A 15,971-nucleotide genomic window follows, 5' to 3' on the forward strand; every position below is an offset into this window, starting at 1 on the left:
CTCAGCCCACGCTGGTGTCGGTAGCGCCGTCCGCGGCCGTCCGCCGGGCCGGGACGCGATCGCGCCCCGCGTGCTCGACCGGAGCGCCGTGCGTCCGCAGTTCTGCGGTCTCCACGATGCGGTCCTCCACCCGGCAGGTCTCCGAGATGAGCAGGTCGTAGAGATCGTGCAGGAACTGCGGGGAGAGTCCGTGATCCAGGGCGTAACGGTGAGCGTGATCGTGCACCGCGCCGACGCGACGCGGTTGCATCACCGGAATGGCGTGGCGCTCCTTGAGGTACGCGATGCGCGTGCAGACCTCGATCCGGGCACGGACATCGTCGAGCAGCCGATTGTCGATCGTGTCCAGTTCCGCACGGAGGTCCGCGAGTTCTCGTTCGCCGAGGTTGCCCTCGGTCACCGTCTGCCCGTTGTTGCCCGTCGATTCGTTCACCGCTCGACCACCTTGCACTGTCCGAAGGGGAGTGCGGCCCGCCGACTTGAACCGCTGATACGCGACGCGGGCCCGATCTGACACTGCGCCCGGTCCGCCCTCGCGAACCGCAACCCCCGACTCGGTCCATGGTCGCACCGACCATGCGCACCACGAGGGCGTAAGCATCACCGCGAGATCACGATTCGCCAACGACCGTACCGTCACCGTCATCCGATCGGATGGTCGGACGTCCGTTTTATCGGACTTGTTCAATGGCGGTTCCTTCTGGCCGACGACCGGGGCCGACGGTGGTGGCACAACCCGGGATCCGGCTCCGAATCCGCACGGCTCGGGGCGTGTCGGCTTGTGGACGCCTCAGGCGAGCAGCGGCACTCCGACGTCGGCGCCGCCCTCTTCGGTGATCCGAGCACCCATCCGGGTGAACGTGGGTGTGGTGATGAACCCGCCCGCGAAGAGAGCCTCGCCCTGCCGGAAGTCGGGCGACTCCGCCAGCATGTGTTCGCCGACGAACCCGAAGGTGTCGGCGAGTTCGGCCAGATCGCGCGGCGCGTTCATCCGCATCAGGCACAGGTTGTCGCACTGGGACAACACGTTGGGGTGGATCTTCGTCGGCCGTTGCGTCGACAGGAGGAGCCAGAGTCCGAACTTGCGTCCCTCGGCGGCGATCTGCACGACGCGGTCGATGAGGGCCTGCTCGACCGCGCTGGTGGCGACGGGTGGGCAGATGTTGTGGGCCTCGTCGATCACGATGAGAACGGGCCGCCGCTCTTCGCGATGCGCCCACAGGTGTTCGAGCACGGCGAGCGCCGCCACCTTGGGTTCTGCCGGGTGGGCGAATCCGCCCAGATCGAGCACGGTGGCCTGCGGGCGTCCGTCGATGATGTCGGTGGCCGCGACCTCGCCCCGCGCCCACAGGTCCCAGTCCAGGACCTGGAGATTCTCGATCCGCTTGGCCAACCGCTGGTGGCCGGGATCGTCGGAGGCGCGCAGCGCGGAGATGTAGGTGCTCTGATCGGGTGTGTCGGCACCGCCGCCGCTGAGCACGGCGTCGGCGTGCAGCAGGACGTTGTACTCGTCGGCGTCGGCGATCGGATCCAGCTGCAGGACGGCGGCCTTCGCGGTCAGCGGCAGATCGGTGAACCGTGCCCGCAACTGCGGGAGATCACGTCGGGTCGAATGCAGCACCTGGATGTCGGATGCGGCGATGGCCGCGGCGAGTTCGGGGTCGGTGGTGTCCCGCGTCTCCGGAAGCCGGGTGAAGTCGGCATTCGGGTCCAGGATGAGCAGCGGCAGTCGGGTGTTCAGCAGCAACTGCTCCAGCACCACCCCGAGTGCATAGGTCTTTCCCGAACCGCTCTGGCCGCACCAGAAGGTGTGCCGGTTGAACTTGTGTGCGGAGAGGACGACGTCGGACGTCGCGTCGTCGCGATGGCTTCCCACTGTCAGCTGAACCACGCCAGAAGAATACGGCGTCGACGGGCCGGGGACCGACTCGCAGTGCCGCGCGGAGTGTGCCGGACTTGTCGCCGAGAGCGGTCAGAGCCGCTCGACCTCGATGAAGACGATGGTGTTCGTCGAACCCCGGTGCTCCACGCGGTGTTCGACACCGGCGCGCCGGGTGTAGCTCTCGCCGATCCGGAGTTCGGCGGCGATCTCCGAACCGTCCGGTGCGACGGCAAACATCGTGTCGTCGACGAGCGGCACGACGACGTAGTCGTGTTCGTGTCGATGCATGGGGATGGCGCCACCCGGCTCGATCGTCCACCGGGTGACCCGGAACCGTCCGTCGTCCTGCTGCACCTCGCCGTGCGAACCCGTGCCCATGGCGTCCTCCGTGTTGTCGATGGTCACTTGCCGGCGTGCCGCAGGTGCCCGTACAGGGCCGCGCGGTAGCCGCGGGTGTAGCTGGGTTCCTCGTCGTCCGGGTCCGGCGGGCAGTCGAGGGTCGACGACGCGAGCTGACGTGCCCACGGTGCCGGGAGGGCGCACAGCGCGGCCTCCGCATCCTCGAAGCCCTTCTGGAACAGATCGGGATCGAGGTGCTCGTCGAGGTCGGCGTCGTAGATCGGGAAGGAGGTGGGCAGTCGGGTGACGACGCCGTACTCGGTGACGATGTCGAGTTCGGGGAGTTCGTTCTCGTGATTCGTCAACGGACCGTGCGCCTTTCGGCGAGTGTGCGGTAGAGCGTCGCACGGCTGACCCCCAGCGTCTGGGCGATGCGTGGCACGGATTCGCCTGCGGCTCGCATCTGCTCGGCGCGGAGGACCTGCTCGTCGTCGAGGACGCGGGGTCGGCCGACCGTCGACGGCGATCGCCGGTGCGTCGTCGTCAGCGGCCTCGCCGAGGTGAGTGCGGGGGAGGGGTCGTCGAGCTCGGCCAGTGATGCCAGGACGCCGACGACCATCGCGCCGGTCGGATCATCGGTGTCGATGCCCTCGCGTAACGAGCGGAGACCGATGCGTCGTTTTGCGAGTTCACGTGTGATGGCCATGACCTCGCGGATGTTACGGCCCAGTCGGTCGATGCCCACCACCACCGTGGTGTCGCCGGCTCGCGCATAGTCCAGTAGGGCAACCATCCCCGCCCGACGGTCTGCGGGCTGCGCCCGGTCGGCGGCGTCGGTGTAGATCCGACCCGGATCCACACCCGCCTCGGTCAGTGCATCGATCTGTGGCCCGAGAGCGTGCGCTCCCGGGGTCTCGCGCGCGTATCCGAGGGACATCCCCGGTGCGCCACCTCTCGCTTCATCCGTCACGAGCTGAACTCTATCTCAAAAGTCTCGATATAGATTCTGAGACACGCCGAGAATTCGAGATCCGCTCGCGAAATACGCCAGCCTGACCCTGTTTTGCGACACACTGTCGCAAAACAGGGTCTCATAAGTTTCGAGACGCGACCGGGGTCCGATCAGGTTGTGTTCTGTCACGGCCGCCGACGCAGATCGCAACCGGATCGACAGCCGAATCCGGAAGGGATGGATTACAGCACGAAGGGCCTGACGACGGAATGTCGCCAGGCCCTTCGTGGTTCGTCGCTTTCGCTCTTCACACTTGAGGGAGCTGGGGGGTGTGACTCATATTTTCGTAGCACCCCAGCGAGGGGTCAGAAGTACCCGTTCGCCGGCAGGGGAGTGTCGTTGACCAGGAGGTCGCCGAGGGCGATCGCCTTGTACGAGGTCGGGTTGTGGAGCGTGACCGTACGGATGTTGCGCCAGTGCCGGTCCAGGTTCTTGGCCCGACTGGCCGACGACGCGCCGCCGACGTCGAACAGGTCGGCGGCGGCACGCAGTCCGACGCGGTCGACGTGGACCTTGACCCGTGCTGCTGCGATGGAAGCCTTGACGAACAGGTCCGGCTCGATCACGCCGCTGCGTGCCGGCGCGAACGCCTCCTCGATGGTCCGTGCGGCGTCCAGGACTGCCGCCCGCGCGACGTGGGCGGCCGCGTCGATCTCGCCGACTGTGCCGAGTAGCACGGGGTCGTGGCGCGGTGACCCGGCGGGGGCGTGGTCGAAGGTTCGCGTGCGTGACCGCAGAAGTGCGGTCGCATCGTCGCTGACCGACAACAGGATTCCGGTGATCAGTGCCTGTAGGTAGAGCTGAAGGAACGGTCCGTCGTTGGCGACCGCGGTGGTCGAGGACGGGTTGGTGAAGGCGAGGACGTCGTCGGCCGCCACTCGGACGTTGTCCAGGGTGGTGGTGCCGGTACCGGTGCGATTCTGGCCGATCCCGTCCCAGTCGTCGACGATGGTGACACCGTCGCGGTCGACGGGCAGGACGACCCGAGCGACCTGACCGTCGAACTCGCCGCCGCGTACCGTCGCGGTGACCGACACGTAGTCCGAGAATGCGGTGCCGGTGCTGTAGAACTTGGCCCCGGTCAGCAACCACCCGCCGTCGACGGCACGCAGTTCGGTCCGGAACGAGAGCGAACCCGCGTTCCCGGTGCGTTCACTGGTCGCGTTGCCGAACACCTTTCCCGCCGCGATCTCTGCGGCCCAGCGGTCGCGTACGGGGCCGTCGGGGAATCGGCGGATCTGCTCGACGAACCAGAAGTGCGCGCGCAGGATGTGGGCGACGATCGGATCGGCACGGGCGAGATCGATGAGGAACTCGAACAGCTCGGGAGCCCCGGCGCCGGGGCCGGACACTTCGTCGAGAGTCAGGGCGGTGTAACCGGATTCACTCAGGAGTCGCACCTGAGCATGCGGGTCGATACCGGTCAGTTCGCGCGCGGCGGCGTCGGCCGCGATCTCGGACAGGATCGTCGAACGATCGGAGATGACGCGGGTCAGGACGCTCATGCAGGCACCTCGACCTTCCCGGCGAACGCGCCACGGTAGGCCGCGGCGGGATGCGTGTCCGGAAGGGTGTCCCGACCGGTCAGTTTGCGCCGGCTCGTGCCCGGCGCGTACTCGTGTTGAGCCAGCCCGCGTTCGCGCAGCACCGGGAGGACGTGCTCCGCGAACTCGATGTAGCTGTTCGGGATCGTCGCGTTGATGACGTTGATGCCGCCGACACCGGCGTCTCGCCATTCCGCCAGGCGATCGGCGATCTGCTCCGGGGTGCCGACGACGCGTCCGCTGCGACTGCGCAGTTCGGCCAGGTCGCGAACGGTCGGCTCACGGTCGGGCACGGCCTCGCGCAGCCACAGCAGCGTGCTCTGCGTGCCCTCGGTCCTTATCTCGCCGATCGGGGTGTCGAGGTCGTAAAACCCGAGATCGAACCCGAGACCACCCGCCGAGTGGGCGATGATCGTGCTCGGGTCGATGTACTCATCGAGCTCGGCTGCCTTCCGCCGTGCCTCCTCCTCGGTGCTCCCGATGACGAACGAAAGACCCTGGAAGAATTGGATGTCCTGCGGATCGCGACCTGCCCCGGCGGCCAGACGACGGGTGTCTTCGACGAGGCCCTTGGCCGCCTGCGGTGTGGGCGACACGATGAACTGCGCCTCGGCATTCCGTGCGGCGAACCGACGGCCCGTGGGCGACGAGCCGGCCTGGAACAGCACCGGTGTGCGTTGCGGCGACGGTGCGACCAGATGCGGTCCCTCGACGCGGTAACGGTCGCCGACGTGATGGATCTTGTGGACCTTGTCGAAATCGGCGTGGATGCCACGGACCTTGTCCTGGATGAGGGCACCGTCATCCCAACTGCCCTCCCAGAGCTTGTAGACGACATCGACGTACTCCTCGGCCCACGCGTAGCGGTCGTCGTGCGCGGTGATGCCGTCGTATCCGAAGTTGCGCCAGGCGTTCTGGGAAAGGCTGGTGACGATGTTCCACGCGATGCGTCCGTTGGAGGCGTGATCGAGCGTGGAGATCTTGCGGGCGAAATCGAAGGGGTGTTCCTGCAGGATCGAACTGGTGATGGCGATGCCCAGGTTCTCGGTGTGTGATGCGAGCGCGGAGGCGAGAACCAGCGGATCGTTGCTCGGGATCTGCAGGCCGGTGTCGACGAACTTCTTCCAGTCGCCCTGGTAATCGTCGTAGAGTCCGACGACGTCAGCGAAGAAGATGAAATCGAATCTGGCCTCTTCCAACGTCTTTGCGAGGTCGATCCAGTGCTGGAGGGAGTTGAAGTCCGTCTGTCGCGCATCGGGGGCACGCCACGCCCCGTGCAGGATGTGGGACGTCGTGTTCATCACAAATGCGGCGAAACGCAAGGGTTTTGGCTCTGACACCCGGACGACGGTACTTTCGCCCCTCGATCGGTGCGTCCTTGTGCTCAGGGTGAATCCAATGACTGACGTCGACGGCGTCGATCGCTACCGTACGAGCTGACCGCGGGTCATCACTGCTGATTCAGCGTGCCGCGACATCGGCGCCGACCCGCCGACCCCCGTGGTCCGAGCTTGTTCTTCTGCTTTCCATCACTGTCGAATCACGACTCTCGATATCGAGGAGTACCTGGCGTGTTCAGATCTGTCCGGTCCAGACGGACCCGAGCCCTACTGGCAGTCGGCCTGTCGGCCGCTGCGCTGCTGTCGGCGTGCGGGGGGCGCCCGGCCACCGGAGACGGAACGTCGACGGGCGTGCCCGCGGCGGCCGGTGACTACGTCGACGGCGGCGTCATCGAATACGGGCATGAGCAGGAACCGCCGTGCATCCACGGCGGCTGGGTCCAGAACGCCTATCTCGCACGGCAGTACCTCGACAACCTCGTCTCGCTCGACGACAACGGGACACCGGTGCCGTGGCTGGCGACCAGGTGGGAGATCTCTCCCGACCGCAAGACCTACACCTTCCGCCTCAAGCCCGATGTGAAGTTCAGCGATGGAACCGATCTCGACGCAGCCGCGGTGAAGACCAACTTCGACAAGTACCTCGATCCGGACGCTCCCAACGGAACGGTCATGGCCTACATCGGACAGTACTACGCCGGCGGCGAGGTTCTCGATCGCAATACCTACGCGCTGCATCTGAAGCGGCCGTACAGTCCGCTGCTGACGGTTCTCACCCAGGGGTACTTCGGGATTCAGTCGCCGACCGCTCTCGCGCGCGGGAAGAAGGAGAACTGCTCGAAACCCGTCGGGTCCGGTCCGTTCATCATCGAGCGCTGGGATCGTAACCGGAGCATCACCTTTGTGCGGAACCCGGACTACAACTCGGCGCCCGCCAACGCGAAGCACCAGGGGCCGGCCTACGTCGACAAGGTGATCTGGAAGTTCCTCAAGGACCCGGTGCTGCGGTACGGTTCGCTGACCAGCGGATCGTCCGATCTCATCTACAACGTCCCGGCCATCAACTGGGCCGACGCGACAACGCGGTTCCAGACCAAGCAGTATGTGACGCCGGGACGTCCAAACGCGATCACGCTCAACGTCGATCACGCACCGTTCGACGACGTCCGCGTGCGTCAGGCGTTCGCCTACTCGGCAGATCGTGAAAAGGCCGTGGAGACCGCGTTTCTCGGTGTCGTGCCGTTCAACTCGAACGGCGCGCTGAGCCAGAGCACCCCCGACTATGACCCGGCCGCAGGCGCCTACGTCCGTGATCCGGCCAAGGCGAACGCGCTGCTCGACCAGGCCGGTTGGGCCGCGCGCGACTCCGACGGCATACGCACCAAGGACGGTCGACGTCTCATCGCACGTGTCGTCTACGCGGCCGACGCCATCGTCGGACCCGAGGGGGCGGCGATCCTGCAGAACATCGCCTACCAGGCGCGCGACGTCGGGTTCGACATCGAACTCGTCCCGGCGACGCAGAGCGAGTACTTCGGCGGCAACTACGCAAAGGCACCCACCTACGACGCCTACGTCGGGTATTGGACGAGTCCGACCCCGGGGCTGCTCCACATCAACTGGCGTCAGCGTCTCGAGGATTCGCCCAACCCGCACAACACGGCCTACTACAACGACCCGATCCTGCAGGGCTTCATCGAGAAGGCCAACAGTTCGGCGGACCCGGCGGAGCAGCGCGAGTTCTACAGCAAGGCCCAGAAGCTGATCGGCGACCAGGCGCTGTCGATCGGCCTGTACACACAGACGACCTCGATTGCGGCCAACCCCAAGCTGCACGACGTGTGGGTCGAGAAGTCCCAAGGTGAACCGGTGTTCGCGGATGCGAGGTTTGTTCGATGACCATTCAGGTCGACAAGACGAGGATCATCGACCCGGAGTCGGCGACCGATCCGGCCCGGAGTCGACGCCGTGGGGGTTCTGCGGTGTGGCTGCGGTGGCTGGGCAAACTCGGCTCGGCCGTGTTCGTGCTGTGGGCGGCTGCGACGATCACGTTTCTCCTGCAGGTGCTCGCACCCGGTGACCGCGCGACGCTGCTGCTGAACCTGTCGTCCGGGGAGAGTCGCGAGCGCACCCCCGACGAATTGGGGCCGGTCAACGAGCAGTTCGGGTTCACCGACTCGATCTGGCAGCAGTACCTGCACTACCTACAGGGTCTGCTGCGCGGTGACCTCGGGACGTCGTACCAGCTGAGTGAACCCGTCACCGAGGTGATCGCCGCGCAGCTGGGTCCCACACTCGTGCTGACCATCAGCGCCCTGATCGTGGCCTGGTTGCTGGTCCTGGTGACCACGACGCTGACTGCCGGCCGCCGCGGCCCGGGCGGAGCGTTCGGTGCCCTGCTCGAGACCGTGAGCGCCGGACTGCCGCAGTACTGGCTGGGGTCGATCCTGCTGGTGGTTTTCGCGATCAATCTCGCCTGGTTCCCGGTCGAGAGTGGTGACTCGTCGCGCGGACTGGTCCTGCCGGTGCTCACGCTGGCGATACCGCTGGCCGGATTCCTGGGCAGCATCGCTCGCGACGAGTTCGCCCGGGCACTTGACCAGCCGTTCGTTCTTACCGCGCGGAGCCGTGGTCTCGGCGACCTGGCGGTTCGTGCTCGACATGTCCTGCGACACTCGGTCATTCCCGCTGTCACCGTTTCCGGTTGGGCCATGGGTGCGCTGCTCTCGGGTGCGGTCATCGCCGAGACCGTGTTCGCCCGCGCTGGTATCGGACAGACCCTCGTCGCAGCCGCCAGCTCGCGCGACGTCCCACTGGTCAGCGGCATCGTCGTGCTCGTCGCCGCGATCTACACCGTCGCCAACCTGCTGGTCGACTTCCTCTACACCGTCATCGACCCCCGGATCGAGGTCCCGTGACCATCCAGAAACCGTCCGCCGGGACGGCACCCGACACGGCGTCGTCTGACTCGACGTCATCCCACAAGACCTCGTCGATCAAGACCTCACGAAGCACGGTCACCGCGCTCCCGGAGCCGTCGCGCCGGCCGTGGGCGCTTCCACCCACCTTGATCGCCGCGCTCGGCTTCCTCGTCCTGCTGCTCCTGGCAGCGGTCGTGCCGGGGCTGATCGCTCCGTACGACCCGCTCGCCATCGATCTCGATGCGACGCTGTCACCGCCGACGTGGGCGCATCCGTTCGGTACCGACCTGTCGGGTCGAGACCTGCTGAGTCGCATCATCTTCGGCACGAAGCAGTCCCTCGCGATCGGTCTCGGCGCGGTGGCGGTGGCACTGGTGCTCGCCGTGGTGCTGGGAATCACGGCCGGCCTGTCGGGGCGGGTCGCGCAGGCTCTGGCCAATCGCTGGATCGACGTCCTGTTCGCCTTCCCGACGATCCTGCTCGGACTCCTGCTGACATCGGTGTTCGGCCCCGGCCCGTACACGCTGATCTTCGCGATCGGGATCGGTATCGCCCCGGGTTATGCCCGCATCATCCGCGGCCAGGTCCTGACCGTCCGGAATGCCGCCTACATCGAGGCGGCGACGGCGCTCGGGCACTCGCGGACGCGAATCCTTGTGCAGCACATAGCTCCCAACGCGCTACGGCCGATGATCGTCACCGCGACATTGGGTGTCGGTCAGGCGATCATCTGGGCCTCGGGGTTGGCCTATCTCGGTCTCGGCGTTGCGCCCCCGTCACCCGAGTGGGGAGCCCTGCTCGACGCCGGACGCACCTATATAACCGTGGCCTGGTGGCTCGAGATCTTCCCAGGCCTCGTCATCGTGATCACCGCCCTGGCATTCACCACCGTGGGACGCCACCTCGGCGCCCGTCTGGAAGGAACCACCCGATGACCGTAGTCGCGACTCCCCGCGAGGACCGAAGCGTCGCCGACACCGACGATTCGACGACCCCGCTCGCCGAGATCCGTGATCTGCACGTGTCCTTCGGCGGCCGCGAGGTGGTGAAGGGCGTCTCGTTCTCGGTGAACGCTGGGGAATGCCTCGCGATCGTCGGCGAATCCGGGTCGGGTAAATCGGTCACCGCGCGCACGCTCATCGGGCTCACCGGTGAGGGGGCCCGGATCAGCGCCGAGACAATCGCTGTCGACGGTCGGTCGCTGCTCGGGTACAAGGGCCGGGACTGGCGCCGTCTGCGCGGCCGGGACATCGGATTCGTCCTCCAGGACGCCCTGGTGTCGCTGGATCAGCTGCGCACCGTCGGCAGCGAGATCGGGGAGGCCCTGACCGCCCATTCGGACTCCCGTGGCGGCGGTCTCTTCTGGAATCGATCACCGCGCCGACGCGCCGAACGCGAGGAGAAGGTCGTCGAACTACTGACGCTGGTCGGCGTTCCCGAACCCGGTGTCCGCGCGGCGCAGCGACCACACGAGCTCTCCGGTGGTCTCCGTCAGCGCGCGCTGATCGCATCGGCTCTCGCGCAGGACCCGAGACTGCTCATCGCGGACGAACCGACCACCGCCCTCGACGCCACCGTGCAGGCCCAGATCCTCGACGTCCTCGGCGAGGCCAAGGCCCGGGGCAACGGCGTCATCCTCATCTCCCACGACCTCGCGGTCGTCGCGCGTCTCGCCGATCGCGTCGCGGTGATGCGGCACGGGGAGATCGTCGAGTACGGCTCCACCGACGACGTGCTGCGCAAGCCCGCCCATGACTACACGAAGAGCCTCCTGGCATCGGTGCCGTCGCGCACCTCCAAGGGCACGCTCCTGACGAGCGGTGAGACGCTCCCGGAAACCCTGCTGCCGTCGAGTGCCGAGGCGCCGCGGGCGCTACGTGTCCGGGATCTCCGGAAGTCGTTCGACGGCAAGGACAAGACGGCACGGCCGGCAGTGCGCGGCGTCAGTTTCGACGTCCCGCCCGGCAAGACGCTCGGCATCGTCGGCGAATCGGGGTCGGGTAAGACGACAACCGCCCGCATGGTCCTCGGGCTCACCGACCCGGACTCGGGCACCGTCGAACTGAACGGGCGCCCGTGGAGTGCGCTGTCCGATGCCGAACGACGCGCGAACCGTCACCAGATCTCCGTGATCTACCAGGATCCGCTCAGCTCGTTCGATCCCCGGTGGAACGTCGAACGCATCCTGCGCGACAGCCTGCGGTCGCGCAACCTGCGCGGCACAGCGCTCGACGACCGCATCTCCGAGTTGCTCGACAGCGTCGGACTCTCGGATGCGTTCCGCCGGCGTCACCCGCTGCACCTGTCCGGCGGGCAGCGACAGCGAGTCGCCATCGCCCGTGCACTGGCGCCGGAACCGTCGGTGATCGTGTGCGACGAGCCGGTGTCGGCACTCGACGTCTCGATCCAGGCCCGTATCCTCGACCTGCTCGCGATGTTGCAGGTGGAAACCGGCGTCTCGCTGGTCTTCATCTCGCACGATCTCGGCGTCATCCACCACGTCGCCGACGACATCCTGGTGATGCGTGGGGGAGAGGTCGTCGAATACGGCGAGGCCGATCGCGTTTTCGGTAGCCCGGAGCATCCCTACACGCGTGAACTGCTCGCTGCGGTTCCGACGATCGGCACCGGGGAGCTCATCGCCTGAACCTCCCCGTCGCCGCACTCCGGGCGGAAACTCCCCACCTCGGGGGTGGTGCCGAAGTCAAGGGCTCATCGAGAGAGGGCGGCGTCCGGATCAGAACAACGTCGGAGGGAGCGCACCTTCGAACTCGAGAAGCCACCGTTTGGTCGCCAGACCCTCCCCGGGACGCCCGCCGGAGAATCCGCCCAGGCCGTCGCCTGCGACGACGCGATGGCACGGGATCAGCAGGGGAGCCGGGTTGACGCCCATGATCGAGCCGACGCTGCGTGCCGGGATGCCGGCGCCACTCATCGTGGCGAGCTGCCCGTAGGTGACGGTTGCGCCATACGGGACGTCATGGTGGAGGGCGTTCAGGACCGCACAGGCCGCTCCGGAAACTCGGGAGAGATCGATCGGGAGATCGAACGTGGTCAACGAGCCGTCGAAGTAGGCGTGAAGCTGACCGACCGCCTCGACGAGGAGTGGTTCCGTCGGTGCCCCATCTGCTGGCCCGGGTATCTCCCGCCAGGCGACACGAACGATCGCTCGTCCGTTGCCGGTGATAGTGATCGGGCCGACCGGAGTCGAGACGGTGGCCGTCGACGTGGGGTCGCGGTCTACCCGAGGTGAGGTCATGAGTCTGCCCTTCGCGAGCGTGCGACCCACGGTAACCGGCCACCCCAACATTCATGGCGGTATCCGGGGCCGTGCTCGCGGGAACAAGCGCAGACTCTGCGGCGTTGTCGAGCCCATGAGTGCCAACGCTGAATTGAGTCCTGAAGGCTGGGTCCGCGAGCAGACCGAGAAGATCCTGGAACAGGGCACCACCGAGGGTGTCCAGGTCATGGACCGCCCGATCGTCCTGTTCACCACCACCGGTGCGAAGTCCGGCAAGAAGCGCTACGTCCCGCTGATGCGGGTGGAGGAGAACGGCAAGTACGCGATGGTCGCCTCCAAAGGTGGCGCCCCCGAGCACCCGGCCTGGTACTTCAACGTCAAGGCCAACCCTGCGGTGACCGTGCAGGACGGCACCGAGGTCAAGGAACTGACTGCGCGTGAGATCAGCGGCGACGAGCGCGCACACTGGTGGGAGCTCGCGGTCGCCGCGTACCCGCCCTACGCCGAGTATCAGACCAAGACCGACCGAGAGATCCCGGTCTTCATCCTGGAGTGAGCCTTCTGCAGCCCGCAGGCACCAGAGCCCCCGACGCCCGTCGGGGGCTCTAGTGTTGTAGCCACCAGGTGTGCGACAGCGAAGCGGGAGTGGGCATGGGACACGTCGTCGATTTCAAGAACGTCTCCACGCAGGGCCTAGAGTCCTCGCCGGTGGTCGGCGCTCTCGCCGGTCTGCGTGCCAACGAATCCCGTTACTACAAGACGAAGTACGCGCACGACTTCACTGTCGTGGCGGCTGACGAGGCGCCCGCGGTGCTCGAGCGGGTCACTCGCATCCTGGCCGAGGAACGCGACATCACGATCGGTTCCCGTCCACTCGAGGTCAGTGACTTCGAGGTCGACGGCTTGCACATGTCATACGTGTTCTACGAGTCGGGACTCGCGGTCAACGTCATGTACAGCATCGATCCGGCCGGCAAACGCGCCGTCGGCTTCAAGCTGTCCGACGGCATGGACGTACCCGCGGAACTCGAATCGAAGTTCAAGTTCGCGCGCCAGAAGTCGAAACTTGCCGGCACCATCCGCGGGTCGTACTTCGTCATCAAGGGTGAGTACTGACCGCGGTCTCATGATCGTCGTGTGCGGGATAAGCATGGATCAGAGCGCCGGCGAGTTTCGGAACGGCGTGGGTCAGTTCGTGTTCGGCGTCGTGCGCGATGGAGTGCGCCTCGGTCAGCCGTAGATTCGGATCGACGTCGAGTTCGGCGTCGGCATGAAGGCGGTGGCCGATCCAGCGCATGCGGATACTGCGGACGGCGAGCACTCCCGGATGCTCGGCGAGGGTCTGCTCGGCGATCTCGACGAGCGACGGGTCCACGCCGTCGAGAAGGCGACGGAAGATGTCGCGGACCGCGGTGCGCAGGACCGCGAGGATGGCCACCGTGATCACCAGGCCGATGATCGGATCAGCGAGTGGGATCCCGGCAGCCGCGCCGGCTGCGCTGAGCAACACCGCGAGGGATGTGAAACCGTCTGTGCGCGCGTGGAGTCCGTCGGCGACGAGGGCGGCCGACCCGATTCGTCTGCCGACCCGAATGCGGTACAGCGCCACCCACTCGTTGCCGATGAAGCCGACGAGCCCGGCCAGCGCCACCCACCCGACGTGCTCGATGGGGCGGGGATCCAGAAGCCTTCCCACGGCTTCGTACCCGGCGATGATCGCGGACAACGCGATCATCGCGATGACGAACAATCCGGCCAGATCTTCGACGCGCCCGAACCCGTAGGTGTAGCGGCGAGTGGCACGCCGGGTGCCCATTGCGAAGGCGACCCAGAGCGGAACCGCGGTGAGGGCATCCGAGAAGTTGTGGATCGTGTCGGCGGCCAGTGCTATCGAGCCCGACACGGCGACGATCCCGGCCTGCGCCACCGCGGTGACGGCCAGGACGACCAGGCTGATCTTCACGGCCCGGATGCCCGCTCGCGACGACTCGAGCGCGGAGTCGAGACTGTCGGCCGCGTCGTGTGAATGCGGTGCGAAGATCTCGCGTACGACTCCGGCGAGTCCGCGGCGGTGCGAGTGGCCGTGGTCGTGCGAGTGGCCGTGGTCGTGCGAATGGCCGTGGGCATGGTCATGCGAGTGATCGTGTGAATCGTGTTCACGGCGAAGATGCGTCATCGCTCAGGCCTCCCGCTCGGTGTCCTGATCGACGGCGCGCAGAGCGGCGTCGCCACGATGGTGCGTCGGCACACCCGGCCCGGCGTGCTCGGCGTTGAAGACCGCATCGGTGACGAGCCGTCGGACGTGCTCGTTCTCGAGGGAGTAGTGGATGGTGGTCCCGGCGCGTCGGGTCCGGACGAGCCGCGCCATCCGGAGCTTGGCGAGGTGCTGTGACACCGAAGGCCCGGGCTTGCCGACCACTTCTGCGAGTTCGCTGACCGACATCTCGGTGTCGGCCAGCGCCCATAACAGTTGGATACGGGTCGGATCGGCAAGCATCCGGAAGACCTCGACCACCAATCGCACCTGGTCCTCCGCGATGGGAGGGTGGGCGTTCGGTGAATGCTTATCTGCATTCATATGCAGATACTAGCGCGTTCCGATGAGCGGCGGAACCGGCGTCAGGAGAAGCGGATGTTCATGGTCGCGAGGCCGAACACCTTTCGGCCACCCGACTTCGCGACGATGATGACGACCCCGGTGCGGGTCTCCGGGTCGAGCGACTTGATGCGTCCGCTGAACTCGATTTCGCCGCCGTCGACGGCCGACACGGGAACCGTCTGCGACAGCCGGACCGAGTATCGGGTCACCGCGCCCGGGTCGCCGGACCACGAGGCGACGAAGGCCGCCCCGAGACCCATGGTGAACATTCCGTGTGCGATGACGTCGGGCAGGCCGGCGAGCTTGGCGGACGTCTCGTCCCAGTGGATGGGGTTGGCGTCGCCGGCGACGCCACCGTAGTTGACGAGGTCGCCGCGGGAGATGCGAGCGTTGTGAATCGGAAGTTCGTCGCCGACCGACAGCTCGTCGAACGAGCGTGCACCGGACGGGCGGGTCGTGCCGTCGGCGACGCGGATCTCACCCTCGGGGCGGACGGTCTTCTCGTACAGGTGGTGGGTGTCCTCGTGACTGAAGATGTTGACGTCGTGCATCATCACCCTCCGCACCGCGGCGCTGAGACCCGGATCGACCTCTTCAGCCGTCACGCCCACCACAGTGGTGTGCATCGTGTGCACCTTCTCGCCCGCGGCGTCGGTCATGGTGTTGGTCACCGTGATCAGTTCGCGGCCCGCGACCTTGCGCACGTTCGACAGTTCGACGTCGGTGACGAGCTCGTCGCCGGCGACGATCGGCCGGTGCTGTTCGAAGGCCTGCTCGGTCTGAACATAGGTGTCGTAGCCCACGATGACGGACTCGAACAACTCGCGGTTGGCCGCCATCGCCGGGATGGAGGTGAAGGTCAACGGCGCGACGAGTCCCGAATACCCAAGTGCGGCAGCGGCTTCGGGCTCCCAGTGGGCGGGGTGGTAGTCCTGCACCGCACGGGCGTATTCGCGGACCTTCTCGCGTCCCACCTCGTAGGAGCCGTCGAGGACGTAATAGTGGCCGACGCGCGTCTCGAGGTCGGGCGCCTCGCCGGCTGCCGTCGGTTCCGTGATCGGGGGTTGGGTCATTTCGACAACGCTAATCGTGC

17 protein-coding genes are annotated in these 15,971 nt (G+C 66.7%); 6 read left to right on the top strand and 11 right to left on the bottom strand.

What is annotated here, in order from left to right; translation table 11 throughout:
* Position 1: 1 nt before the first annotated feature.
* From RVF83_RS16275 to RVF83_RS16305, 7 genes are all read right to left on the bottom strand, one after another.
* Positions 2 to 433 carry a chorismate mutase family protein gene (locus tag RVF83_RS16275; protein ID WP_005199436.1) on the bottom strand — a complete coding sequence of 144 codons (432 nt, stop codon included), beginning with the start codon at positions 431 to 433 and terminating at the stop codon, positions 2 to 4.
* Positions 434 to 790: 357 nt separating this feature from the next.
* Entirely contained in the window at positions 791 to 1,891 is a 1,101-nt protein-coding gene (locus RVF83_RS16280) for an ATP-binding protein (RefSeq protein WP_039880695.1), read from the bottom strand.
* A gap of 81 nt (positions 1,892 to 1,972) precedes the next feature.
* Positions 1,973 to 2,260 carry a hypothetical protein gene (locus RVF83_RS16285; RefSeq protein WP_005199434.1) on the bottom strand — a complete coding sequence of 96 codons (288 nt, stop codon included), beginning with the start codon at positions 2,258 to 2,260 and terminating at the stop codon, positions 1,973 to 1,975.
* A 23-nt stretch (positions 2,261 to 2,283) separates the two neighbouring features.
* Positions 2,284 to 2,586: a hypothetical protein gene (locus RVF83_RS16290; RefSeq protein ID WP_005199433.1), complete on the bottom strand. Its 303-nt coding sequence runs from the start codon at positions 2,584 to 2,586 to the stop codon at positions 2,284 to 2,286.
* A complete protein-coding gene (locus tag RVF83_RS16295; RefSeq protein ID WP_005199432.1) occupies positions 2,583 to 3,158 on the bottom strand; it encodes a recombinase family protein in 576 nt (191 codons plus the stop codon). Before RVF83_RS16295 ends, RVF83_RS16290 begins: the two co-directional genes overlap by 4 nt.
* Before the next feature lie 380 nt (positions 3,159 to 3,538).
* The gene (locus RVF83_RS16300; RefSeq protein ID WP_005199431.1) at positions 3,539 to 4,738 is read right to left on the bottom strand and encodes a monooxygenase; all 1,200 of its coding nucleotides are present in this window, start codon (positions 4,736 to 4,738) and stop codon (positions 3,539 to 3,541) included.
* Entirely contained in the window at positions 4,735 to 6,117 is a 1,383-nt protein-coding gene (locus RVF83_RS16305; RefSeq protein ID WP_005199430.1) for an LLM class flavin-dependent oxidoreductase, read from the bottom strand. The genes RVF83_RS16300 and RVF83_RS16305 overlap by 4 nt, the downstream gene beginning before the upstream one ends.
* A 231-nt stretch (positions 6,118 to 6,348) precedes the next feature.
* Here RVF83_RS16305 and RVF83_RS16310 point away from each other — a divergent pair, with 231 nt between their 5' ends.
* Genes RVF83_RS16310 through RVF83_RS16325 form a run of 4 tightly spaced genes read left to right on the top strand, consistent with a single transcriptional unit; the run spans position 6,349 to position 11,685 of the window.
* A complete protein-coding gene (locus RVF83_RS16310; protein ID WP_005199429.1) occupies positions 6,349 to 8,016 on the top strand; it encodes an ABC transporter substrate-binding protein in 1,668 nt (555 codons plus the stop codon).
* On the top strand, positions 8,013 to 9,035 hold the full coding sequence (locus tag RVF83_RS16315) for an ABC transporter permease (RefSeq protein WP_005199428.1): 1,023 nt from the start codon (positions 8,013 to 8,015) through the stop codon (positions 9,033 to 9,035). The genes RVF83_RS16310 and RVF83_RS16315 overlap by 4 nt, the downstream gene beginning before the upstream one ends.
* Positions 9,032 to 9,973: an ABC transporter permease gene (locus tag RVF83_RS16320; protein ID WP_005199427.1), complete on the top strand. Its 942-nt coding sequence runs from the start codon at positions 9,032 to 9,034 to the stop codon at positions 9,971 to 9,973. The genes RVF83_RS16315 and RVF83_RS16320 overlap by 4 nt, the downstream gene beginning before the upstream one ends.
* Positions 9,970 to 11,685, top strand: a complete 1,716-nt coding sequence (locus RVF83_RS16325) for a dipeptide ABC transporter ATP-binding protein (protein ID WP_005199426.1) — start codon at positions 9,970 to 9,972, stop codon at positions 11,683 to 11,685. The genes RVF83_RS16320 and RVF83_RS16325 overlap by 4 nt, the downstream gene beginning before the upstream one ends.
* Before the next feature lie 90 nt (positions 11,686 to 11,775).
* Here RVF83_RS16325 and RVF83_RS16330 read toward each other — a convergent pair whose 3' ends face one another.
* Entirely contained in the window at positions 11,776 to 12,297 is a 522-nt protein-coding gene (locus tag RVF83_RS16330; protein ID WP_039880693.1) for a methylated-DNA--[protein]-cysteine S-methyltransferase, read from the bottom strand.
* Between the two features lie 115 nt (positions 12,298 to 12,412).
* On the opposite strand from RVF83_RS16330, the gene RVF83_RS16335 reads away from it, so the two are divergent.
* Together RVF83_RS16335 and RVF83_RS16340 are read left to right on the top strand one after the other, a co-directional pair.
* The gene (locus RVF83_RS16335) at positions 12,413 to 12,835 is read left to right on the top strand and encodes a nitroreductase family deazaflavin-dependent oxidoreductase (RefSeq protein ID WP_005199424.1); all 423 of its coding nucleotides are present in this window, start codon (positions 12,413 to 12,415) and stop codon (positions 12,833 to 12,835) included.
* Between the two features lie 95 nt (positions 12,836 to 12,930).
* The gene (locus RVF83_RS16340; RefSeq protein WP_039880692.1) at positions 12,931 to 13,395 is read left to right on the top strand and encodes a hypothetical protein; all 465 of its coding nucleotides are present in this window, start codon (positions 12,931 to 12,933) and stop codon (positions 13,393 to 13,395) included.
* Here RVF83_RS16340 and RVF83_RS16345 read toward each other — a convergent pair.
* From RVF83_RS16345 to RVF83_RS16355, 3 genes are read right to left on the bottom strand one after another with little or no spacing between them, the layout of a single operon-like run.
* Positions 13,379 to 14,455, bottom strand: a complete 1,077-nt coding sequence (locus RVF83_RS16345) for a cation diffusion facilitator family transporter (RefSeq protein ID WP_005199422.1) — start codon at positions 14,453 to 14,455, stop codon at positions 13,379 to 13,381. The genes RVF83_RS16340 and RVF83_RS16345 overlap by 17 nt on opposite strands.
* 3 nt (positions 14,456 to 14,458) lie before the next feature.
* Positions 14,459 to 14,857, bottom strand: coding sequence for an ArsR/SmtB family transcription factor (locus RVF83_RS16350; protein WP_005199421.1), 399 nt, complete (start codon positions 14,855 to 14,857; stop codon positions 14,459 to 14,461).
* A gap of 41 nt (positions 14,858 to 14,898) precedes the next feature.
* Entirely contained in the window at positions 14,899 to 15,951 is a 1,053-nt protein-coding gene (locus RVF83_RS16355; RefSeq protein WP_005199420.1) for a fused (3R)-hydroxyacyl-ACP dehydratase subunits HadA/HadB, read from the bottom strand.
* Positions 15,952 to 15,971: the final 20 nt, after the last annotated feature.

Source organism: Gordonia rubripertincta (genome assembly GCF_038024875.1).
Taxonomy (GTDB): domain Bacteria; phylum Actinomycetota; class Actinomycetes; order Mycobacteriales; family Mycobacteriaceae; genus Gordonia; species Gordonia rubripertincta.